This window comes from Coprobacter sp. (assembly GCF_982436375.1).
The window spans coordinates 1-22,641 of sequence record NZ_CEWDCG010000023.1 but is presented as its reverse complement, the minus strand read 5'-3'; the positions used below and the strand labels follow the sequence as shown (position 1 = coordinate 22,641).

Genomic DNA, 22,641 nt, shown 5'->3' with positions numbered 1-22,641 from the left:
ATCAAGAATAGCATCGATAATACCACGTGTATCCTTAATAGAAATACGCTTGCCCGTTCCGTTCCAACCTGTGTTAACCAAATAAGCCTTAGCACCGGTTTTTTCCATCTTCTTCACCAATTCTTCTCCGTATTTTGTCGGGTGCAATGACAAGAAAGCAGCACCGAAACAAGCAGAGAATGTAGGAGTAGGCTCGGTAATGCCACGTTCCGTTCCTGCTAACTTAGCTGTAAATCCAGACAAGAAGTAATATTTAGTTTGTTCTGCATTCAATATAGATACCGGAGGCAATACACCGAAAGCATCAGCAGACAAGAAAATTACTTGTTTTGCATGAGGACCTTTCGAAACCGGTTTTACGATATTTTCGATGTGATAAATCGGATAAGAAACACGTGTATTTTCAGTTACGCTCTTATCTGCAAAATCAATCTTACCGTCGGCAGCGACAGTAACATTTTCAAGCAAAGCGTCACGTTTGATGGCGTTATAAATATCCGGTTCGCTTTCTTTATCAAGATTGATAACTTTTGCATAGCATCCGCCTTCATAGTTGAATACGCCTTCATCGTCCCAACCGTGTTCATCGTCTCCGATCAACAAACGTTTCGGATCTGTCGATAAAGTTGTCTTTCCTGTACCGGACAATCCGAAGAAAATAGCCGAGCTATTACCGGCTTTGTCGGTATTGGCAGAACAGTGCATCGAAGCGATACCACGCAACGGATTCAGATAGTTCATGATAGAGAACATACCTTTTTTCATTTCACCGCCATACCAAGTATTGATAATAACTTGCTCTTTAGTAGTCAAGTTAAACACGACTGCAGTCTCAGAGTTCAGACCTAATTCTTTATAATTTTCTACCTTAGCCTTAGATGCATTGTAAACGACAAAATCAGGTTCTCCGAAATTCTTCAACTCTTCTGCTGTCGGACGAATAAACATATTGGTCACAAAGTGAGCCTGCCAAGCAACCTCAACGATGAAACGAACTTTCAGACGAGTCGCTTCGTTAGCACCGCAGAAAGCATCTACAACAAACAATTTTTTGTTTGACAATTCTTTTACAGCGATATTTTTCAGTTCTTTCCAAGCTGCTTCGCTAACCGGTTTATTGTCATTTTTGTATTCTTCAGAAGTCCACCATACTGTATTTTCGCTGGTAGCATCTTTCACAAAAAATTTATCTTTAGGAGAACGGCCGGTATAAACACCTGTCATTACGTTCACAGCACCCAGTTCAGTTACCTGACCTTTTTCAAAACCTACCAAACCCGGTTTGGTTTCTTCTGCGAACAATACGTCGTATGACGGATTGTGCAGGATTTCAGTAGTACCAGTAATACCGTACTTGCTTAAATCTAAATTTGCCATTTTCTTTTGGTTGAATTAAATGATTGACTGAATATAATTAATTATCTCTCTTCTAAATCCGATGCAAAAGTAATATAATTTCGGTACATGGTTACTCTAATTAAAGAAATTTTTCGCTAATTGACTCATTTTTTTATTCCGGATCAGGAAGTTAATTCTTTTTAGTCCCCATGTCTGAATTTCACTCGGTCCAGATTTAAGAGTTTCTTTCGAGGGCATTTCCTGTTTCTGCATCGAGAATAGCATACTATCCGACAAATAAAAACGGGAAAACAGATCAGAAATAACCCCATAGATAACCTGATATAATTTAATTGAAACAGGGCCTTATATCGTTTTTCAGAAGTTAATACACTGATTTTTCGCAATAAATATCTATTTTTGCATTCCATTTTAAAAGTTACGAAATGAAGATCGTCAATTTTGCAGAAATGAATTCGGAACTAAATCGTTTTGTTGCAGAAATACGGGATATACATATCCAGCAAGATCGTCTCCGATTCAGAAAAAATCTGGAAAGAATAGGAGAAGTTATGTCTTATGAAATCAGCAAGGACTTTCGTTATAGCGAAAAACTGGTTACGACTCCATTGGGAACAGCCCGCGTAAACACTGCCGATGACAAAATAGTAATCGGAACGATATTACGTGCCGGAATACCTTACCATCAAGGATTTCTGAACTATTTCGACCGGGCCGAAAATGCATTTGTCTCGGCATATCGGAAATATAAAGACAAACTGAATTTCGAGATTTTCATAGAATATATCGCTTCTCCGCGCATTGATGGGAAAATTCTGATTCTGACAGACCCCATGTTGGCCACCGGAGGTTCTATGGAACTCTCATACAGAGCTCTGCTCACAAAAGGTGAACCAGAACATATTCACATAGCATCGGTAATAGCCAGTCAAAAAGCGATCGAATATATCACCACCCATTTTCCCGAAGAGAAGACAACGGTTTGGGTCGGAGCTATCGATCCGGATCTTAATGAACACTCTTATATCGTACCCGGATTGGGAGATGCCGGAGATCTGGCTTACGGTGAAAAAGAATAATCATATCAACTTCGTCTAATAAAAGTGCTAAACTCAAAAATCTATGGAGATAACCATTCGTGAAATCTCAGGCAAAAAAGCGCTGAAGAAATATGTACAATTCAATATAGACCTTTATAAAGAAAATCCGTACGCCGTTCCTCCTCTTATTTTTGACGAAGTAGGAACATTAAGCCCGGACAAAAACCCGGCATTCGAATTTTGCGAATCGGTCTATTATATGGCCTATGATGAAGAAAAACCAGTCGGACGTATCGCCGGTATTATCAATCATAAGGTAAATGAAAAATGCGGAAAAAAAAGCGCCCGCTTCGGATTCGTAGATTTCATAGACAACACAGAAGTCAGCAGTGCACTATTCAATGCAGTCGAAAAATGGGCTCGTGAAAAGGGAATGGAAGAGATCGTAGGGCCGTTAGGATTTACAGATATGGACCCTGAGGGGCTGCTAATCGAAGGATATGACCAGCCCGGAACAATGGTCGCTATCTATAACTATCCTTATTATGTAAATCATATTACCCGGCTCGGATATGAAAAAGATAACGATTGGGTAGAATTCAAAATATATGTACCCGAAGAGATTCCGGTAAAACACAAACGCATATCCGATATCGTTCAAGCAAAATACAAACTGAAAGTATTAAAATATAACAGTATAAAAAAAATAGTCAAGGACTATGGACGCAAGATATTCGAACTTATAAATCAGGCATACGCCGACCTATATGGATATTCGGCATTATCTGAAAAACAGATCGACTATTATGTAAAAATGTACGTTCCTATGGTAAGGCTCGAAAACGTGTCCCTCATTGTCAATGAAAAAGAGGAACTCGTTGGTGTAGGAATCGCCATTCCGTCCATGACAAAGGCTCTACAAAAAGCTAAAGGAAAACTCTTCCCATTCGGATTTATTCATATTTTAAAAGCTCTTCGTGGTAAAAACGATGTTGTAGATCTTCTTCTTGTCGCCCTTCGCCCCGATTACCAAAATACAGGAGCGAATGCATTGTTATTCTCCGACTTGATTCCCGTATTTATAAAAAACGGATATAAATATGCCGAAAGTAATCCTGAATTGGAAGAAAACGGGAAAGTTCAGTCTCAATGGCAATATTTTGAAAACGTGCAACACAAACGCCGTCGTGCTTATAAAAAGCGATTATAAACCGACTAAGAGGCTATCTGAATTTTAAACAATCTACAATAATTTAAAAATCAACGGGAAAGCCAATAAGACTTCCCGTTTTTATTATATTATTTCCCTTCATAAACTATCGGGCAAGAGCCTTTATAATACAGCAAAAAAAAGAATATTTTAGGGAATGGATTATTTTAGAAGTATTCTCTTTCATTTTTTGACGAAAATTAACTACCTTTGTCCCCTCTTAAAAATAAAAGCTAATCGGTGAAAATTAAAAACAGATTAAATAAAGATATGGATAGCAAATTAGATTTCCATCCACGCTTGTTCAGTGCGTTAAAAAATTATTCTAAAGAAAAATTTATGGCCGATCTCATGGCCGGAATTATAGTCGGAATCGTAGCTCTTCCATTAGCTATAGCTTTCGGTATAGCTTCCGGAGTAAGTCCGCAGCAAGGGCTTATCACAGCCATTATCGGAGGTTTTATCGTCTCTTTTCTTGGAGGAAGTTCGGTACAAATCGGAGGACCGACAGGAGCATTTATCATAATCGTTTACGGAATTATTCAATCTTTCGGAATAGAAGGATTGGCAATAGCCACAGCCATGGCGGGAATCATATTATTGCTGATGGGAATATTCAAACTCGGAACGATTATCAGATTTATCCCCTATCCTATCGTAATCGGCTTTACGAGCGGTATCGCTTTAACGATCTTCACGACACAGATCAAAGATCTGTTCGGTCTTACGATGGAATCAGTACCGGCAGATTTCATATCTAAATGGATCGCCTACTTCCAAAGTTTCGGAACAACGAACATCTGGTCTCTTGGAATAGGACTTATAAGCATATTGCTGATTATCATAACCCCGAAATTATCTAAAAAAATTCCCGGGTCATTGGTTGCCATCATCATTATGACAATCATTGCTTATGTATTGAAACACCATTTCGGAATTACCGGAATCGAAACGATCGGAGACCGTTTTACGATCGACTCTTCTTTACCGCAGCCAGCCGGTTTACATATCAATATGGAAACGATCAATCAACTGTTACCGGCAGCTTTTACAATAGCGATGCTCGGAGCTATCGAATCATTGCTGTCGGCAACCGTGGCGGACGGAGTTACCGGAGATAGACATAATTCGAATACGGAATTAATCGCACAAGGTGCGGCAAATATCGTTTCTCCGATCTTCGGAGGAATCCCTGTAACCGGAGCAATAGCCCGTACAATGACAAACATCAATAACGGAGGTATTACTCCTATTGCCGGAATCATTCATGCTATAGTACTGCTGCTTATATTATTATTTCTCGCTCCCCTTACCACTCATATACCGATGGCTTGCTTAGCCGGGGTATTGATTATTGTCTCATATAACATGAGTGAATGGAGGACCGTAAAATCAATGATGAAAAATCAAAAAGCGGATATTGCCGTATTGTGGGTAACTTTGATATTGACCGTTATTTTCAATCTGACAATAGCGATCGAGATCGGGTTATTGCTTGCTGTACTCTCATTCCTTCGCCGAGTAACGGAAAACACCCATATTTCTGTATTACGCAATGAGCTGGATCAAAGTGCGAATAAGACGGAAACGCTGTCGGAAGAGCAACTCTCTCTCGAAAAAGGGGTCGAAGTATATGAAATCGACGGGCCGTTTTTCTTCGGTATTGCCAATAAATTCGACGAACAGATGCGTATCTTGGGAGATAAACCGTTGGTTCGTATCATTCGTATGAGGAAAGTTCCGTTCATCGACTCTACCGGAATACACAACCTCGAAATATTTATCAACTCTTCTCGTAAAGAAAACATTCATGTCATCTTGTCGGGCGTAAACCCCACCGTACATGCATCGCTGGAACGAATGGGTGTCGAGGCCTTATTAGGAGACGAATATATATTCGATAACATACATAAAGCTGTTGCTAAAGCCAATATAATGGCTTCAGAGCTAAAAGCTCAACCTAAATAACCAAAAAATTCCATAGAAAACAAGAAAACAGCCCTTTGCTTTTAAAAAGCAAAGGGCTGTTTTCTTATCTATCACAAAACTCGTCTATTCCCAAATTTTCCATTTTGCAAGTCCGTTATTCCACATCTCATTAAGGTCCTTCTTATCTTTTAGCGTATCCATAGGTTTCCAGAATCCTTCATAACGATAAGCACTCATCTGTCCCTCTCTGGCCAAACGTTCCATCGGTTCTCGTTCCCATACGGTCATATCGCCTTCGATATAATCGAATACCTGAGGTTGACAAACAAAAAATCCGGCACTGATCCACAAACCGTCACCTTTCGGCTTCTCGGCAAAAGAGGCAACACTATTATTCGGGCCCAAAGTCACAGCTCCGAAACGTCCAGTAGGTTGAACCGTAGTAACAGTGCACAAACGGCCGTTTTCCTTATGGAATTTCAATAAATCGGCAATGTTTATATCCGACACACCGTCACCATAAGTCAGCATAAAAGGTTCATCACCGATATACGGTTTGATACGCTTGATACGTCCGCCGGTCATTGTCTCATTACCGGTATCTATCAAAGTTACCTTCCACGGTTCGCTCGTCGTATTTAAAGTTTGTACCGTATTATTGCCCAAATCGATCGTTATATTCGCTCTGTGCATAAAATAATTTACAAAGAACTCTTTAATAACATATCCCTTATACCCGAGACAAATGACAAACTCATCGATTCCATAATGCGAATAACATTTCATAATATGCCAAAGAATCGGCATACCTCCGATTTCTACCATAGGCTTCGGCTTTACATCCGTCTCCTCACTGATACGTGTACCGAGCCCACCTGCTAATATTACAGCCTTCATGTATATTTAATTTTTTAAAATAGTCAAAATAAAGGAGATCCCGTATTTCTATAATATCGGTGATACCTCCGATAATATTTATTGAGTCTATTCGGATATCTCGAATAAAAGAAAAAACGCAACTCATTTCCCGGAGCAAAATACCGGATATAGTCATAACACTCTTTATATATTTCAGGAGTAAGCGAACCAACTACACGCTGACGCTTCAGATGATGAGCAGAATATAAATGGTTCTTTTTCCCCAATACTCTTATACAACGCAATTTGGCTTTTTTAGAATAAGAACTATCCGGCAAAGCTAAAACCGTCTTAGTCCAAAGAACTCCATAAATATGAAATACACCTCTCGGATTACGGGAATTATCGCGTGAAAGAGATGATTCGCTCAGCAAATCCAAACCGCTCCAAAATACCGAGATACGGTCTAATCGGGAAAGCGTCTCGAATACGATATTGAAACTAAAAAAATAAGGATTTCGACATTTCTCAAAATCCGCAATATCAATAATCTTACGAGAAAAAATAACAGCTCCGGAATAAATCAGACACCATCCGAGATCATGTAAAAAAGCATTCGCATCGTTATAAACACGGGAAGGTATCCCGAACGAACGCTTATTACAAGCGATAACATATAAATCGGGAGTCTGATTACTCAAGGTATTTATAACAGAACATAAATAACTACCATTCAACCGATTAATATCCCGAATAACCCAACAATAAGGAGTACGGGGTAATTTCAACGCCATTTCGAAAAGAGCATCATTATCCAACTGTCTATCCAAACGAATATAAGACAAATTCTCATAACGATCAGAATAACCGGCTACAACCCCTTGCGTATTATCTGAAGAACAATTATCGATAATAAGAAGGCGAATATGATACGAACTTATTTTGGGAATCATATCCTCCAACATATCACAAAGAATAACCACTTGATTGCAAGTAGGCACACATATCGTCAGCAAATCGCATCCATCAAGACTCATCCCCGAATACAAAGTTTAGATTACGATACAAAAGTAATGATTTCATTCTAAATACAGTTCAAACCCGATGATATAAACATCGATATCAAGACCTTTGTCTGTCCTTTTTCATATAGAAAGCCCGTTCTTCGGGAGAAAATTTCTCAATTGCATACCGGAGCATAGTTCTCGGCATTATTTGATAACGAGATTCCAAGAAATGTAGAAGAACCGCCTTATCTCGTTTTCCGACTTCCCTCAACATCCATCCTACAGCCTTTTGAATCAGGTCATGCGGATGTTGCAACAACTTATCGGCCAAATATAAGGTATCCTCAAATTGTTTTTCACGGATATATTTCCATGTCGCTACTATCGAAATTCGTTGTTCCCACAAATAGCCGCTCTCAGCCAACCGATATAAAGGAGTACGATCTTTATCTCTCAAATATTCTCCGACGATTTGATAAGCAGACAAATCGACCAAATCCCAGTTGTTTATTTTATCGGTATTCGACAAGTACAAATCAAAAATCCGCTTCCGACGCAGTTCGTCACTTTTAGGAAATTGAGCGACCCAAATCAGAAGAGCCAGTAAACGACATTCATGAACGGCATCCGACAACAACGGAAGGACATCCTCCGGTGCAACATACACATATTGTTTTGCAACAGACCTCGTTTTCGGGACTGGAATCCCGACAAACTTATCCCCTTCGCCATATGCACCTTTTGCTGTCTTAAAAAAACCTTGCAACACAGAAGCTTTCTCAGGATCGGCAAATACAAGTAAACTCTCCCGGATTTCTTTTGCTATCGACATATACCGTTTAATCTATGTGATTTACTTTAGCGACCGGCCCTCCTTCAAAAAAATGAATAATATTCCTTGAAACGAAAGCGGCCATTTCATTACGCACCTCAAACGTCTGAGTCCCGGTATGCGGATTCAAAACGACATTATCCATCGATAACAGCTCCTCTGAAGGATAATCCCCGAATTCAAAAACATCCAATCCGGCTCCCCATATTACTTTTTCACGTAGCGCTTTAACTAAAGCTTTTTCATCGACCAAAGGACCTCTTGCCGTATTAATTAGAATCGAAGTCGGTTTCATCAGGGAAAGCTCTCTTTCTCCTATCAAATGATAAGTCTCCGTCGTATATGGCGCATTTACCGAAACGACATCGGAAACTCGTAATAACTCATCCAAAGACAAATAAACAGCTTTATACTTATCCTCTATCGTTTCTGCGACCCGATGACGATTACAATAAACGATCTTCATTCCGGCCGCAATCGCCCGCCGGGCTAACGCTTGTCCGATACGTCCCATGCCGATAATACCGATCGTACCGCCATACAAAGAATGTCCCAGATTCTCCAATAATCCGACCTTTACCTCTCCTATTCGAAGACGCCTGTCCAACTCCGAAATACGTCGACTGACAGCCAACAGCAATCCCATAGCCTGATCTGCGGTAGGCTCTGTTACCGGATCGGGAGTATTCGTGACCTGAATACCTTTCTGCGTTGCATAAGGAATATCGATATTGTCATATCCCACTGCATAATTGGAAATTATTTTCAACTTCACACCGGCATCCATCAACTGTTTATCTACCGGAAAATTAAACATCGATTGCAATGCGTCATACTCCGGAATCATTCGTAAAACCTCTTCATAAGTAAAAGATTCTGCTCCGTCCGGAGGAAAAGTGACGTCATACTTCTCGACTAACTCTGCATAACCGCTCCGAAACATATTATATGTTACCAAGACTTTTTTCTTCATATATGATTTTAATTTTTAGATTATCTCTACACAGACAATAATACTACCCGTCAAACCCAAACTTAACACGGTCTAATTCTTACATTGTCTATCTCAGATATAGCAAACCCGACAATGCATTTTTATTTCACTTCGAACAAGATTAAACATAGGTCTTATCCTGAAATGAGAATTTTCAAAAGTATAAAAAAATGCTATACAAAAGCCTCCGCTTTCTATTTTTTATATTCTTACGAGTCTGTTTAAATTTTGCTCGGTCTGATTCGAAAATCAAAACCGGGAAACAAACCAAAAGAAACCGCAAAGATGTTCTGATAATATTTTCTTATCGGAAAATTTAGACAAGCCCTTGAGAAAGTTGCATTTCATAACATTTGTAAAATACAACTTTATTCCTCATTTTCCTTAAAATAAATCGGACAGAAATACGGGAAATCCGTAATTAAGCAATTCTGGAGAAGATAAATTTTCAATAAATACCTATTTAACAGCACATTATAACAGAAATGCAACAACCATTTTTTTCTCAAATAAATCTGCCATCAATTTATTTAACTTCAAATATACCGTATTCGCACAAAATATATAAATTTGTTCACATCACGTAAAAATTATCCCCATGGTCTTAAATTATATCTGGATCTCTTTTTTCCTGATTGCTTTTGGAGTTGCAGTAATTCAATCTGTATTTTTCGGAAACCTGACAATCTGGAACGATATCATGAATTCTTCATTCACTTCAGCCAAAACGGCTTTCGAAATATCATTAGGACTTACCGGGGTTCTATCTTTATGGCTGGGGTTAATGAAAATAGGAGAACGAGGAGGTATCATTGCCTTATTCTCCCGACTTATCAGCCCTCTTTTTTGCAGACTTTTCCCTGACCTTCCCAAGAACCACCCGGCATTCGGATCTATCTTCATGAATGTTTCTGCAAATATGCTGGGGCTCGATAATGCGGCAACACCCCTCGGTCTGAAAGCAATGAAAGAAATGCAAGAGATAAATCCCGATAAAGAGACGGCAAGCAATCCGATGATCATGTTTCTTGTATTAAATACTACCGGACTGACTTTAGTCCCTTTAGGAGTAATGGTATACAGGGCACAAATGGGAGCAGCCAATCCTTCAGACATATTTCTGCCTATATTGATAGCGACATATTGCTCCACATTAGCCGGACTTATCGCGGTATGCCTTAAACAAAAAATAAATTTATTTGATCGGGTAATCATGGGTTCTATTTTGGGACTTACCGCCATAATCGGTTCTATACTTTACTTTTTTGCCGGACTTCCTCAAGAAAAAGTATCTCTATATTCCCAATTCGGAGCAAATTGTCTATTATTTTGTATAATCATCAGCTTCATAATTGCAGGAATACGAAAAAAAATAAACATATACGACGCATTTATAGAAGGCGCAAAAGAGGGATTCAAAACTGCAGTTACAATCATACCCTATTTAGTAGCGATGTTAGTCGCCATAGCTATTTTTAGAGCTTCCGGAGCTATGGACTTCATAATATCCGGAATAACAGCAGGTATCAATGCTTGCGGTATCGATTCCGATTTTGTAGGAGCGCTCCCCACAGCCCTCATGAAACCGTTAAGCGGCAGTGGTGCTCGGGGAATGATGGTTGATGCAATGAACACTTACGGAGCAGACTCTTTTGTCGCCCGTGTAGCTTCGACGATACAAGGATCGACAGACACGACATTTTATATTCTGGCGGTATACTTCGGAAGCGTAGGTATCCGCAATACCCGCTATTCTGCCGGGTATGGACTTTTTGCCGACCTCGTAGGAATCATTGCAGCTATCGTTGTTGCATATATCTTTTTTAAATAGTTGCTTCTCAAGATACCGAATAAACGTTTTTTCGTATTATCAGGCATCTATGTACAGGATAAAGCCCTATCTTTGTAATTTCGTTTATAATCTCAAAGATAATAGGAACATGGCTATTACATTCTTTGCCGAAGGGGTAAAGCTTCCGGCAATAAAAAAAAGAGAAACCGGAGACTGGATAAAAAATGTAGCCGGAATATATGGCAAAAAATGCGGTGATATCTCATACATTTTTTGCTCGGACGAGAAAATATTGGAAATAAATAGAGAATATCTCGATCACGATTATTACACAGACATCATTACTTTCGATTACACCGAAAAAAATCGCATCAGCGGGGATATATTTATCAGCATCGATACGGTGAAGAGCAATGCCGATGAGTTCGAAGTATCATACGAAGAAGAATTGCATAGAATCATAATACACGGGATATTACATTTATGTGGAATCAACGACAAAGGGCCGGGAGAAAGAGAGATAATGACTCAAAAAGAAAACGAAGCTCTTGCTCTTTTGTCTGACAAAAAATGACCTGTTTATAAACAAATACAGCAAAATGACTTTCAAGTACGACGTAATTGTTGTTGGAGCCGGACACGCCGGATGCGAGGCCGCTTGTGCAGCCGCAAATTTAGGTTCAAAAACCCTGCTCATTACAATGGATATGAATAAAATCGCACAAATGAGTTGCAATCCGGCTATCGGTGGTATTGCAAAGGGACAGATTGTGCGGGAAATAGACGCACTGGGAGGTAACACCGGAATCGTAACCGACAAGACGGCGATACAGTTCAGGATGCTCAACCGCTCTAAAGGACCTGCCATGTGGAGTCCTCGAGCACAAAGCGACCGGGAAAAGTTCATCCACACATGGAGAGAAATAATCGAAAATACAGACAATCTGTATCTGTGGCAAGATTCGGTAAAAGAGTTGGTCATAAAAAATAATACGGTAACCGGAGTTCTTACAAACATGGATGTCCAGTTTTCAGCAAAATCCGTAGTTATCACTTCCGGAACTTTCATGAACGGACTAATACATATCGGAAAGACTCAACTGCGAGGAGGTAGAATTTCTGAACCTGCATCGTACGGAATCACCGAACAATTATCTGAATTAGGAATCACTGTCGGGCGAATGAAAACAGGGACTCCAGTACGAATAGACGGGAGAAGCGTCCATTTCGAATTAATGACAGAACAACTCGGAGAAAACGACTTCCATAAATTTTCATATTTAGATTTTGAGCCGCGCAAATTAAAACAACAAAGCTGCTGGGCGACATATACGAACGAAGAAGTGCATCGGATACTCCGTCAAGGACTACCCGATTCTCCCCTATTTAACGGACAAATCAAAAGTATCGGACCACGCTATTGTCCCAGTATCGAGACAAAAATCGTCACATTCCCCGATAAAACAGAACATCAACTATTTTTAGAACCGGAAGGTGAAACCACTCGAGAATTTTATTTGAACGGATTTTCTTCTTCCCTACCACTGGAAATTCAACTGAATGCTCTGCAAAAAATACCGGCATTTAAAGACATTCAAATCTATCGTCCGGGATATGCGATCGAATACGATTATTTTGATCCGACGCAACTTTTGCATAATCTCGAAACAAAAAAAATCAAGAATCTTTTCTTTGCCGGACAGGTAAACGGAACAACCGGATATGAAGAAGCTGCAGGACAAGGTATAATTGCAGGAATAAATGCCCATATCAACTGCCACGGGGGAAATCCGTTCATTTTAGCTCGGAACGAAGCATATATCGGAGTATTAATCGATGATTTGGTAACAAAGGGCGTAGATGAACCTTACCGAATGTTTACATCCAGAGCCGAATATCGCATTTTACTTCGTCAAGACGATGCAGATATGCGTCTTACCGAAAAATCTTATAATTTAGGATTAGCTTCTACCCAAAGGCACAGTCTTCTCATCGAGAAAAAAGAGCATATCAATCATCTTATAGAATTCGCAAAAAACTATTCCGTAAAGCCTCAATACATAAATAGCGGCTTAGAGCAACTCGGAACATCCCCGTTAAAACAAGGAATAAAACTGATCGACTTAATTTTACGGCCTCAATTATCCATTTCTAAAATTGCAGGACTAATCCCTGCCCTACATAAAGAAATCGATAAAATCAAGAATCGTAAAGATGAAATCATAGAAGCTACGGAAATTCGAATAAAATATGAAGGATATATCGATCGTGAAAAAATGATTGCCGATAAAATATCTCGTCTTGAGAATATTCGAATAAAAGGGAAATTCGACTATAATTCGATAAAACAACTTTCGACTGAAGCAAGACAAAAGCTCGACAAAATCGATCCGGAAACAATTGCTCAGGCTGCTCGAATCCCGGGAATTTCGCCAAGCGACATCAATATTTTATTGGTATTATCCGGAAGATAACTTTTAGTTCCACGTGAAACAATAAAAAGAAACTCTTTAAATAAACAATACAAACATCAATAAAACAATAAGATAGAACAAGCCATGAGCATCGAAAACATTAAAGAAAAGATCAGGGATGTAAAAGACTTTCCACAAAAAGGAATCATCTTCAGAGATCTCACAACAGTATTTAAAGACAAAGACTGTCTACATGCCCTTAGTGAAGAACTGACAAAACTATATAAAGAAAAAGGGATAACAAAAGTTGTAGGGATAGAATCCAGAGGGTTCATAATGGGCCCAATTATCGCCAACAATTTAGGGGCAGGATTTGTTACATTAAGAAAACCGGGAAAACTTCCTGCCGAAACATGGAGTGAAAGCTATGAAAAAGAATATGGTACCGACACAATCGAAATACATAAAGATGCGCTCAATTCAGAAGACATAATTGTATTGCATGACGATCTGCTGGCAACCGGTGGGACAATGCTGGCTGCATACAAATTAGTAAAACGGTTTAATCCTAAAAAAGTCTATGTAAATTTTATCGTAGAACTGGAATTTTTAAAAGGAAGGGATGTTTTCCCTCCTGAAGTAGAAATCGAAGCTCTCATTAAATACTAAATGGCAGCAACAACAAGCGAACATATTAAAAGCATCATTGCCCTCCTACCCGAAACTCCTGGCGTGTACCAATATTTCGATAAAGAGGGCAAAATTATTTATGTCGGGAAAGCAAAAAATTTAAAACGCAGAGTATCTTCCTACTTCAATAAAGTTCATGACTCGGTAAAGACGAATGTTTTAGTGCGGAATATTCGCGATCTAAAATATATCGTAGTAAAAACCGAAGAAGACGCCCTACATCTTGAAAACAGCCTGATCAAGGAATACAAACCCCGATATAATGTTTTATTGAAAGATGATAAAACATACCCATGGATCACCGTTCGCAATGAGCATTTCCCCAGAGTATTCTTAACCCGAAAAGTTATAAAAGACGGCTCTAAATATTATGGACCGTATGCAAATGTGCATTTAGCAAAAACCGTTCTTGAGCTTATTCGTACACTCTATCCGATACGCACGTGCCCACATAACCTTACTCCGGAAAACATTCGTCGGGGAAAATTCAAGATTTGTCTCCAATATCACATCAAAAATTGCAAAGGCGCATGTGAAGGCCTTGAAGAGGAAAAGACCTATTTAGAATATATTTCTCAAGTAAAACAGATTCTTAACGGCAATATACAGCAATTAAGCGAACACTTGTTACAAGAAATGGGGAAACTCTCGGAAAACCTGAAATTCGAAGAAGCTCAAGTCTTAAAAGAGAAATACCTCTTATTAGAAAAATACCGGGCAAAATCAGTCATTGTAAGCACGACAATACATAACATCGACATATTTTCTTACGATGAAGAGGATGATGCCGCATTCGTGAATTACATGCATATCCGCAACGGTTCGATCGTACAAAGTTTCACAATAGAATACAAGAAAAGGCTTGATGAAGCAAAAGAAGATATTCTTGCATTGGGAATCGCAGAGTTACGTACTCGCTTTAAAAGTCTGTCTCGTGAAATAGTCGTTCCGTTTCTACCCGATCTCGAATTTGAAAATGTAGAATTTATCGTTCCTCAACGCGGAGACAAGAAAAAACTACTCGAAATATCGGAGCAAAATGTAAAACAATACAAAATCGACAAGCTAAAACAGACAGAAAAGCTTAATCCCGAGCACCGCAGCATGAAGCTGCTTAAAGAAATACAAAAAGAACTCTGCATGAATAAACCTCCTGTACATATCGAATGCTTCGATAATTCGAATATTCAGGGTAGTGACGCTGTTGCTGCATGCGTCGTATTCAAAATGGGTAAACCGGCAAAAAAAGAATACCGTAAATACAACATAAAAACTGTCGTAGGCCCGGATGATTATGCCTCGATGAAAGAGGTCGTCAGACGCCGTTACCAGCGCCTAATCCGAGAAGAAGCACCTCTTCCCGATCTCATCATTGCAGATGGAGGAAAAGGTCAAATGGAGATAATCAGAGAAGTAATAGAAGATGAACTGCACCTTGAAATTCCTATCGCCGGATTAGTAAAAAATGACCGACACAGAACCTCCGAACTTCTATTCGGGTTTCCCCCCAAAGTAATTGGAATAAAAGTTCAAAGCCAACTATTCAGACTATTGGAACAGATACAAAATGAAGTACACCGGTTTGCTATTACATTTCATAAAGACAAACGAAGTAAACGCCAAATCGCATCTGCGTTCGATAATATAAAAGGCATAGGAGATAAAACAAAGACCGCCCTCCTGAAAGAATTTAAAAGCATGAAACGAGTTAAAGAAGCGAGTTTCGAGGAGATAGCAAGCATAATCGGTAAAGCCAAAGCCAAAATAATAATACAAAATCTCAACTCTCAACATTAATGAATAAAATAAACATAAGAAATTTTGAACAGTTTTTTTAGAATTAATCAAGTCTGATTCAGGAATTTTTTCGAGAGAGTTTTTTTTGTTTTTACAAGAGTGATAACAGTCTAAACTGACAAATGAAAACAGAAAAAACAGACCGAAAGAAAAAGCAAAGATACCCTGATTGCATTTTTTATCGGAAAATTTAGACTGGCTCTTAAAACTTTATTCGTAACTTTGTATTAATAGAGCAATAAGAAGTCGATATGAGAATCTTAATACAACGGGTAAAACGGGCTTCCGTAACTATTAGCGGAAAAATAAAATCAAAAATAGATACAGGACTGCTGATTTTGGTCGGAATTGAAGAAGCCGACACAAAAGAAGATGCAGAATGGTTGGCAAAAAAAGCGACATCCTTACGTATTTTCGATGATGAAAACGGCATTATGAACCGATCAGTAAAGGATATTGACGGATCAGTACTCATTGTAAGCCAATTTACTTTGCACGCATCAACCAAAAAAGGAAATCGTCCCTCATATATCAAAGCGGCAAAACACGAGCATGCAATACCTATGTACGAAGCCTTATGTCACTACACAGAACAAGAAATCGGAAAATCCGTAGCGACAGGAGAATTTGGGGCTGATATGCAAGTAGAATTGGTCAACGACGGACCTGTAACAATCTGGATAGACTCTAAAAATAAAGAATAACCATGACCATAGAAGAAGCTCAAATAACTGTAGATCAATGGATAAAAGAGTTCGGAGTAAAATATTTCAGTGAACTCACCAATATGGCGATTCTTACAGAAGAGGTAGGAGAAGTCGCCCGCATTATTTCCCGTAGATATGGAGATCAATCATTCAAAGAAAGCGATAAAGAACGTGATCTCGGAGACGAAATGGCCGATGTTTTATGGGTACTTCTATGCCTTGCCAATCAAACAGGAATAAACCTCACGGAAGCATTCGAGAAAAATCTCCTGAAAAAAACAAATCGGGACAAAGAGAGACACATCAATAATCCTAAACTATACTAATTATGGACAAGTACAACGAAGCTCTTCAAAACTACAACACCAATCTGAACGATGATGTAGTGAAACAAGAAGTAGAACAGATCCTTCGGGAAAATCTATCGAAATACAGCAATACGGATGTTTATAAATTCCTTTTCGGCTGTATAGATCTGACTTCCCTCAACACAACCGACACAGCACAACATATCACGAATTTTACAAAACGGGTAAACGATTTCGAAAATGAACATCCCGAAATGAATAACGTTGCCGCGATATGTGTATATCCCAATATGGCAGGAACAGTCCGTATGAATCTGGAAGTATCTGATGTAAATATCGCTGCCGTTTCGGCAGGATTCCCCTCTTCTCAGACCTTTACCGAAGTAAAAGTTGCAGAAACGGCATTAGCTGTTGCCGATGGAGCCGATGAAATAGATATTGTGATTAATGTCGGGAACTTTTTAGCGGAAGAATACGAAGAAATGTGCGATGAAATCGAAGAAATCAAACACTCTTGCAGAGATGCACACCTGAAAGTAATTCTTGAAACCGGAGCGCTGAAAACAGCCTCAAACATAAAAAAAGCTTCTATATTGGCGATCTATTCAGGAGCAGACTTCATTAAAACCTCAACAGGAAAAATGGAACCGGCGGCAACCCTCGAAGCTGCTTATGTCATGTGCCAGGCAATCAAAGAATATTACGATAAAACCGGAACAATGATCGGATTCAAACCGGCCGGAGGAATATCTACCACAGAAGATGCCGTAAAATATTATTGCATTGTCGCCGAAGTTCTCGGAGAAAAATGGTTGGATAAAAAATATTTCCGTTTAGGTGCCAGTCGTTTAGCAAACAATTTGTTAAGCTCCATAGCCGGAAGCCCGGTCAAATTTTTCTAAATACAAAAAAGAGAGGGATACTTTTCCGAATGGAAGTATCCCCTTTTTATTTCTCTCAAATATCCTATTTTCAGTTACTTTGTTCTATCGATCGTATAATCTAAAATAGCTTTTAGAGAAGTCACAACGGGATTTTCGCCAAAAGAAGCCAAAGCCGCATAGCCTTCTGTTCGTAAACGCTCCATAACCTTCTTAGCATACTCTATCCCTCCATGAGATTTTGCAAATTCAGTCAACTTATCGATATCCTTAGCGGATAATTCTTTTTGCCTCAAAATTGCCATTGCCTCATCCCTTTCAACATCCGTAGCGTTCCGAACCGCAAAAATCAAAGGTAGAGTAACTTTGCCCTCCCTCAAATCATTTCCGGTAGGTTTACCAATAGTATCATCCGAAAAATAGTCGAACGTATCGTCCTTTATCTGAAAACAAAGCCCCAGTTTCTCTCCGAAAACCATTAATTGTTCGATAGCTTCAGAAGATGCACCATTCGATAAAGCCCCCATTTTCATACAGGAGATAAACAAAGACGCCGTTTTCTGACGGATTACATTAAAATAGGCTTCTTCATTTAAAACATGATCTTGAGCTATCGAAAGCTGGTCGATCTCTCCTTTCGCCAATTCCTGACCTAAAAATCCCAGCGTATTAATAACCTCCAGAATCCCGGTAGAAATAGAACGCTTCAACGCACAAGAGACAAAATAATCACCTACCAGCACTGCTATACGATTATCCCAAACTCCATTAATCGTGGGCTTTCCTCGACGTTGCTTCGATTCATCGACAACATCATCGTGTATAAGACTGGCATTATGCAAAAGTTCTATAGCAGCAGCAGCATCGATAGTAACAGCATTGATTTTCCCAAATAAACGGGCACTCAACAACACCAACATAGGACGTATTTGCTTGCCTTTCGTTCCGAGAAAATAATCAACAACGGTATTCATCATCGGACTGCTTGTATTCAACGTCTCTGCCAAAGTCCGGTTCAGAATCTCCAATTCATCAAGAATAGGCTGCTGTATAATAGATAGTTTATCCATATTATTTTAATGATGTGCAAAAATAGCAATAAAACAAAAGAATATCCATATTTATTGTAAATTTACCGGGAAATAAGGGAAATTTTTTCCCGATATAAAAACAAAGTACATTAAAAACAGCCTGCAAATGCAAGAAAAAAAGCTATTTTTACTGGATGCCTACGCACTCATCTACCGCTCATATTACGCATTCATCAAAAATCCGAGAATCAACTCTAAAGGAGTAAATACCTCCGCTATATTCGGATTTGTAAATACGTTGGAAGACGTACTGAAAAAAGAAAATCCTTCCCATATTGCAGTAGGATTCGATCCCAGTGGTCCGACTTTCAGGCACGAAGCATATGAGCTTTATAAAGCACAGAGAGAAGAAACTCCGGAGGTAATAAGACAATCCGTACCTATTATAAAAGAAATTATCAAAGCCTACAATATACCTATCATAGAAGTTCCCGGTTTCGAAGCCGATGATGTCATAGGCACACTGGCCAAGCTGGCTGAAAAAGAAGGGTTCGATACGTATATGATGACCCCGGATAAAGACTACGGGCAATTGGTCAGTCCTCACATTTTTATCTACAAACCCAAATTCGGAGGAGGAGATTTCGAAGTACGCGGAGTTGAAGAAATAAAACAAAAATTCTCCATCGAACGTCCTGAACAGGTTATCGATATACTCGGGCTTATGGGCGATGCGTCAGACAATATCCCGGGATGTCCCGGCGTAGGAGAAAAAACAGCGATAAAACTGGTCAATGAATTCGGCTCTATCGAAAATTTACTTTGCTGTACCGATCAGTTGAAGGGTGCGTTACGCAAAAAAGTAGAAGAAAACAAACAACAAATAGAATTTTCCAAATTTCTGGCAACGATAAAAACAGACGCCCCCATAATTTTCAATGAAAAAGAATTATTACGAGAAGCGATAAACGAAACTCGATTACGGGAAATTTTCGAGGAACTTGAATTTAGAAATTTAGCAGATCGAGTATTAGGTACAACAGTTAATAAAACAACTGTTTCAAAAACGCCTATTCAAGCTTCTCTCTTTGACGTATTTCCGGACGAGAATACAGAAGAAGAAAAATATTCGATTCTCAGTGAGTTAAAAACCATAGAACATGACTATCAAATAATTGATAATGAGAACAAAATATCTGATTTAATAACCGAATTAGAAAATGCGGAATATTTTGCTTTTGACACAGAAACTACCGGAATCGATCCGATATCGGCCGAATTGGTAGGAATGTCATTTGCATTACAAGAAAATAAAGCATTTTATGTTCCTATCCCGACAGAGCGGGATAAAGCGAATCAACTTGTAAATAAATTTAAAAATGCATTAGAAAATACAAACTCATTAAAAATAGGTCAAAATATAAAATACGACTATATCGTATTGAGAAATTATGGAATCACTGTAAAAGGGAAATTCTTCGACACAATGGTAGCCCATTATTTATTGCAGCCCGAACAACGCCATAACATGGACTACTTGGCTGAAGTTTATCTCAAATACAAAACCGTACACATTGAAGAACTTATCGGTCCTAAAGGAAAAAATCAGCTATCAATGCGTCAAGTGCCGATCGAAAAAATCAGTGAGTATGCCGCCGAAGATGCAGATATAACATTAAAACTAAAAAATGTCTTCGAAAAGGAATTAAAAAAAGAAGGTCTCGAACCCCTCTTCTACTCTATCGAAATGCCGTTAATACGAGTATTGGCAGAGATGGAAATCACCGGAGTCAGAGTCGATACCGAAGCTTTGCGCCAATCTTCGATTCTGCTTACCGAAAAAGTTCTGCAACTCGAACAGGAAATTTATCAATTGGCAGGAACAGAATTCAATGTCAGTTCGGCACGGCAAGTAGGAGAAGTTTTGTTCGAACGTCTTAAAATCGATGAAAAAGCCAAAAAAACAAAAACCGGACAATATTCTACGACCGAAGAAATTCTGGAAAAACTCCGTTCCAAACATCCTATTGTAGGAAAAATATTAGAACAACGGGGAGTAAAAAAACTTCTGTCCACGTACGTCAATGCTCTGCCCGAACTTATCAATCCCAAAACAGGAAAGATACATACTTCATTTAACCAGACGGTAACTGCCACAGGACGATTAAGTTCAAGTAATCCTAATCTTCAGAATATACCCATCAGAGACAGTGAAGGACGAGAGATACGCAGGGCTTTTATTCCCGATGACCGATGCCTGTTTTTCTCGGCTGACTACTCCCAGATCGAGTTGCGCATCATGGCCGATCTCAGCGAAGATCCCAATATGATAGAAGCTTTTACCTCAGGCAAAGACATTCATGCTGCTACAGCTGCCAAAATATACAAAATACCGATCGAAGAAGTAACGCCCGATATGCGTAGAAAAGCGAAGACCGCCAACTTCGGTATTATCTACGGAATTTCCGTATTCGGACTTTCAGACAGGCTCAATATACCTCGATCTGAAGCCAAAGAACTGATAAACGGATATTTCGAGACATACCCCCATATAAAAGAATATATGGATAAAAGCATACAGATAGCCCGAGAAAAAGGGTATGTAGAAACGATAAGCGGACGCAAACGGATGTTACCCGACATTAATTCCAAAAACAGCATCGTACGCGGATATGCCGAACGAAATGCAATAAATGCACCTATACAAGGAAGCGCTGCAGACATTATAAAGATTGCCATGGTCCGCATTTTCGACCGATTCGAAAAGAACGGGCTAAAGGCCCGGATGATTCTTCAAGTACATGACGAACTCAATTTCAGTGTTCCTGAGAACGAAATAGAAATTGTTGAGCATATCGTAAAAGAAGAAATGGAAAATGCATACCAACTAAAAGTCCCTTTAATAGCTGATTCCGGTATCGGAAAAAACTGGCTCGAAGCACATTAACGATAACACAAGCTGTCTCATCCCTATATTTTGAGACAGCTTGCTAATTTTTCCTACATATCATAACCTTTAGGCAACCGTATAATAAAATCATGACACTGAGCAGCCCGAGCAGCTTCGATAACTTCCTCATCCGTGGCATCGTCTTTACCGAAACGGATATTATTATGGATCGAAAAACCAAGAAAAATACTTCTATAAAATTCAAATCAGCTGCATTAATATTTACAATTTATGAACCCGGTTTCACGTGAAACCTATACATCAAACCAGATTTCTCCCCCTGAAAAGCACCCTGCTAAATTGTGCAACACCGAACGCTTCTGATTTTCATAAAAAAATACATCAATAGAAACATACTCATCTATAACAGACCGGAGATAATCATTCGTGAACATTTCCAGTATATCCGCACCCCTCTTCCCATGATGTTCGTCGAGCATTTCATAAAAACAATTCACTATAGGACGCACTATTTCATGAAAAATATCCTCTTTACTATCATAATAATTATAAATATTACTCAACCCCACATGGGAAGCTTCCGCAATTTTGCGCATAGGAACTTTTACATACCCTTTTGCATAAAACAACGGTGTCGCTGCAGCCAATATATTTTTCCTCACATATTCTTTTTCTGCTTGCATAAGTTCGATTTGACTTAACAGAACAAAATTAAAAAGCCGATAAGCATATATCAATACCTAAAAATCGGTATTTATCATCATAAAAATATCATTACAAAGAGTAGGCAAAAAATCCTCCAACAATAACAAAAAGTACACATTATCCTCCGGCATTACCGGTATTTTTGCAACATAAAATAAACTTGTAAATTTTCTATA

19 protein-coding genes are annotated in these 22,641 nt (G+C 38.9%); 12 read left to right on the top strand and 7 right to left on the bottom strand.

From position 1 onward, the window contains the following. The coding region (pckA, locus tag AC1WHX_RS02655) for a phosphoenolpyruvate carboxykinase (ATP) (protein ID WP_481228839.1) at nt 1-1,377 on the bottom strand (1,377 nt) is incomplete at its 3' end. Between the two features lie 407 nt (nt 1,378-1,784). Here pckA and upp point away from each other — a divergent pair. The 3 genes from upp to AC1WHX_RS02640 all read left to right on the top strand — a co-directional run bounded on the left by upp (nt 1,785) and on the right by AC1WHX_RS02640 (nt 5,577). After that, the gene (gene upp, locus AC1WHX_RS02650) at nt 1,785-2,438 is read left to right on the top strand and encodes a uracil phosphoribosyltransferase (protein ID WP_122338489.1); all 654 of its coding nucleotides are present in this window, start codon (nt 1,785-1,787) and stop codon (nt 2,436-2,438) included. A gap of 43 nt (nt 2,439-2,481) precedes the next feature. Beyond that, entirely contained in the window at nt 2,482-3,609 is a 1,128-nt protein-coding gene (locus tag AC1WHX_RS02645) for an N-acetyltransferase (protein WP_122338490.1), read from the top strand. A gap of 270 nt (nt 3,610-3,879) precedes the next feature. Beyond that, nucleotides 3,880-5,577: a SulP family inorganic anion transporter gene (locus tag AC1WHX_RS02640; protein ID WP_122338491.1), complete on the top strand. Its 1,698-nt coding sequence runs from the start codon at nt 3,880-3,882 to the stop codon at nt 5,575-5,577. A gap of 84 nt (nt 5,578-5,661) precedes the next feature. Here AC1WHX_RS02640 and rfbF read toward each other — a convergent pair whose 3' ends face one another. The 4 genes from rfbF to AC1WHX_RS02620 all read right to left on the bottom strand — a co-directional run bounded on the left by rfbF (nt 5,662) and on the right by AC1WHX_RS02620 (nt 9,208). Then, complete coding sequence (gene rfbF, locus AC1WHX_RS02635; protein ID WP_009318435.1) at nt 5,662-6,435, bottom strand: glucose-1-phosphate cytidylyltransferase; 774 nt, start codon at nt 6,433-6,435, stop codon at nt 5,662-5,664. A gap of 23 nt (nt 6,436-6,458) precedes the next feature. After that, nucleotides 6,459-7,433 carry a glycosyltransferase gene (locus tag AC1WHX_RS02630; RefSeq protein ID WP_022600145.1) on the bottom strand — a complete coding sequence of 325 codons (975 nt, stop codon included), beginning with the start codon at nt 7,431-7,433 and terminating at the stop codon, nt 6,459-6,461. 85 nt (nt 7,434-7,518) lie between these two features. Next, on the bottom strand, nt 7,519-8,235 hold the full coding sequence (locus AC1WHX_RS02625; RefSeq protein WP_022600144.1) for a DNA alkylation repair protein: 717 nt from the start codon (nt 8,233-8,235) through the stop codon (nt 7,519-7,521). A 7-nt stretch (nt 8,236-8,242) separates the two neighbouring features. Then, nucleotides 8,243-9,208 carry an NAD(P)-dependent oxidoreductase gene (locus AC1WHX_RS02620; protein ID WP_122336963.1) on the bottom strand — a complete coding sequence of 322 codons (966 nt, stop codon included), beginning with the start codon at nt 9,206-9,208 and terminating at the stop codon, nt 8,243-8,245. 619 nt (nt 9,209-9,827) lie between these two features. Here AC1WHX_RS02620 and AC1WHX_RS02615 point away from each other — a divergent pair. From AC1WHX_RS02615 to deoC, 8 genes are all read left to right on the top strand, one after another. Continuing rightward, the gene (locus AC1WHX_RS02615; RefSeq protein WP_009318431.1) at nt 9,828-11,060 is read left to right on the top strand and encodes a nucleoside recognition domain-containing protein; all 1,233 of its coding nucleotides are present in this window, start codon (nt 9,828-9,830) and stop codon (nt 11,058-11,060) included. A 109-nt stretch (nt 11,061-11,169) separates the two neighbouring features. Beyond that, nucleotides 11,170-11,595: an rRNA maturation RNase YbeY gene (gene ybeY, locus AC1WHX_RS02610; protein ID WP_022600143.1), complete on the top strand. Its 426-nt coding sequence runs from the start codon at nt 11,170-11,172 to the stop codon at nt 11,593-11,595. A 25-nt stretch (nt 11,596-11,620) separates the two neighbouring features. Continuing rightward, nucleotides 11,621-13,495: a tRNA uridine-5-carboxymethylaminomethyl(34) synthesis enzyme MnmG gene (mnmG, locus tag AC1WHX_RS02605; protein ID WP_270738502.1), complete on the top strand. Its 1,875-nt coding sequence runs from the start codon at nt 11,621-11,623 to the stop codon at nt 13,493-13,495. A gap of 84 nt (nt 13,496-13,579) precedes the next feature. Further along, nucleotides 13,580-14,104 carry an adenine phosphoribosyltransferase gene (locus AC1WHX_RS02600; RefSeq protein ID WP_009318424.1) on the top strand — a complete coding sequence of 175 codons (525 nt, stop codon included), beginning with the start codon at nt 13,580-13,582 and terminating at the stop codon, nt 14,102-14,104. Beyond that, nucleotides 14,105-15,922, top strand: a complete 1,818-nt coding sequence (uvrC, locus tag AC1WHX_RS02595) for an excinuclease ABC subunit UvrC (protein ID WP_302544903.1) — start codon at nt 14,105-14,107, stop codon at nt 15,920-15,922. Between the two features lie 251 nt (nt 15,923-16,173). Further along, nucleotides 16,174-16,626, top strand: coding sequence for a D-aminoacyl-tRNA deacylase (dtd, locus tag AC1WHX_RS02590; RefSeq protein WP_009318420.1), 453 nt, complete (start codon nt 16,174-16,176; stop codon nt 16,624-16,626). Between the two features lie 2 nt (nt 16,627-16,628). Next, nucleotides 16,629-16,955, top strand: coding sequence for a nucleotide pyrophosphohydrolase (locus AC1WHX_RS02585; protein WP_022600137.1), 327 nt, complete (start codon nt 16,629-16,631; stop codon nt 16,953-16,955). 2 nt (nt 16,956-16,957) lie between these two features. Beyond that, a complete protein-coding gene (gene deoC / locus AC1WHX_RS02580; protein ID WP_009318418.1) occupies nt 16,958-17,839 on the top strand; it encodes a deoxyribose-phosphate aldolase in 882 nt (293 codons plus the stop codon). A 74-nt stretch (nt 17,840-17,913) separates the two neighbouring features. Here the strand turns inward: deoC and AC1WHX_RS02575 are convergent, their stop codons facing one another. Continuing rightward, on the bottom strand, nt 17,914-18,888 hold the full coding sequence (locus AC1WHX_RS02575; RefSeq protein WP_122336965.1) for a polyprenyl synthetase family protein: 975 nt from the start codon (nt 18,886-18,888) through the stop codon (nt 17,914-17,916). Nucleotides 18,889-19,015: 127 nt separating this feature from the next. On the opposite strand from AC1WHX_RS02575, the gene polA reads away from it, so the two are divergent. Continuing rightward, complete coding sequence (gene polA, locus AC1WHX_RS02570; RefSeq protein WP_302544902.1) at nt 19,016-21,796, top strand: DNA polymerase I; 2,781 nt, start codon at nt 19,016-19,018, stop codon at nt 21,794-21,796. Between the two features lie 257 nt (nt 21,797-22,053). Here polA and AC1WHX_RS02565 read toward each other — a convergent pair whose 3' ends face one another. After that, a complete protein-coding gene (locus AC1WHX_RS02565; RefSeq protein WP_302544901.1) occupies nt 22,054-22,443 on the bottom strand; it encodes a TetR/AcrR family transcriptional regulator in 390 nt (129 codons plus the stop codon). Nucleotides 22,444-22,641: the final 198 nt, after the last annotated feature.

What these genes read in the sequence shown, in the direction of transcription:
- upp (WP_122338489.1), top strand. Translation starts at nt 1,785, where the DNA reads ATGAAGATCGTCAATTTTGCAGAAATGAATTCGGAACTAAATCGTTTT.
- AC1WHX_RS02645 (WP_122338490.1), top strand. Translation starts at nt 2,482, where the DNA reads ATGGAGATAACCATTCGTGAAATCTCAGGCAAAAAAGCGCTGAAGAAA.
- AC1WHX_RS02640 (WP_122338491.1), top strand. Translation starts at nt 3,880, where the DNA reads ATGGATAGCAAATTAGATTTCCATCCACGCTTGTTCAGTGCGTTAAAA.
- rfbF (WP_009318435.1), bottom strand. Translation starts at nt 6,435, where the DNA reads ATGAAGGCTGTAATATTAGCAGGTGGGCTCGGTACACGTATCAGTGAG.
- AC1WHX_RS02630 (WP_022600145.1), bottom strand. Translation starts at nt 7,433, where the DNA reads ATGAGTCTTGATGGATGCGATTTGCTGACGATATGTGTGCCTACTTGC.
- AC1WHX_RS02625 (WP_022600144.1), bottom strand. Translation starts at nt 8,235, where the DNA reads ATGTCGATAGCAAAAGAAATCCGGGAGAGTTTACTTGTATTTGCCGAT.
- AC1WHX_RS02620 (WP_122336963.1), bottom strand. Translation starts at nt 9,208, where the DNA reads ATGAAGAAAAAAGTCTTGGTAACATATAATATGTTTCGGAGCGGTTAT.
- AC1WHX_RS02615 (WP_009318431.1), top strand. Translation starts at nt 9,828, where the DNA reads ATGGTCTTAAATTATATCTGGATCTCTTTTTTCCTGATTGCTTTTGGA.
- ybeY (WP_022600143.1), top strand. Translation starts at nt 11,170, where the DNA reads ATGGCTATTACATTCTTTGCCGAAGGGGTAAAGCTTCCGGCAATAAAA.
- mnmG (WP_270738502.1), top strand. Translation starts at nt 11,621, where the DNA reads ATGACTTTCAAGTACGACGTAATTGTTGTTGGAGCCGGACACGCCGGA.
- AC1WHX_RS02600 (WP_009318424.1), top strand. Translation starts at nt 13,580, where the DNA reads ATGAGCATCGAAAACATTAAAGAAAAGATCAGGGATGTAAAAGACTTT.
- uvrC (WP_302544903.1), top strand. Translation starts at nt 14,105, where the DNA reads ATGGCAGCAACAACAAGCGAACATATTAAAAGCATCATTGCCCTCCTA.
- dtd (WP_009318420.1), top strand. Translation starts at nt 16,174, where the DNA reads ATGAGAATCTTAATACAACGGGTAAAACGGGCTTCCGTAACTATTAGC.
- AC1WHX_RS02585 (WP_022600137.1), top strand. Translation starts at nt 16,629, where the DNA reads ATGACCATAGAAGAAGCTCAAATAACTGTAGATCAATGGATAAAAGAG.
- deoC (WP_009318418.1), top strand. Translation starts at nt 16,958, where the DNA reads ATGGACAAGTACAACGAAGCTCTTCAAAACTACAACACCAATCTGAAC.
- AC1WHX_RS02575 (WP_122336965.1), bottom strand. Translation starts at nt 18,888, where the DNA reads ATGGATAAACTATCTATTATACAGCAGCCTATTCTTGATGAATTGGAG.
- polA (WP_302544902.1), top strand. Translation starts at nt 19,016, where the DNA reads ATGCAAGAAAAAAAGCTATTTTTACTGGATGCCTACGCACTCATCTAC.
- AC1WHX_RS02565 (WP_302544901.1), bottom strand. Translation starts at nt 22,443, where the DNA reads ATGCAAGCAGAAAAAGAATATGTGAGGAAAAATATATTGGCTGCAGCG.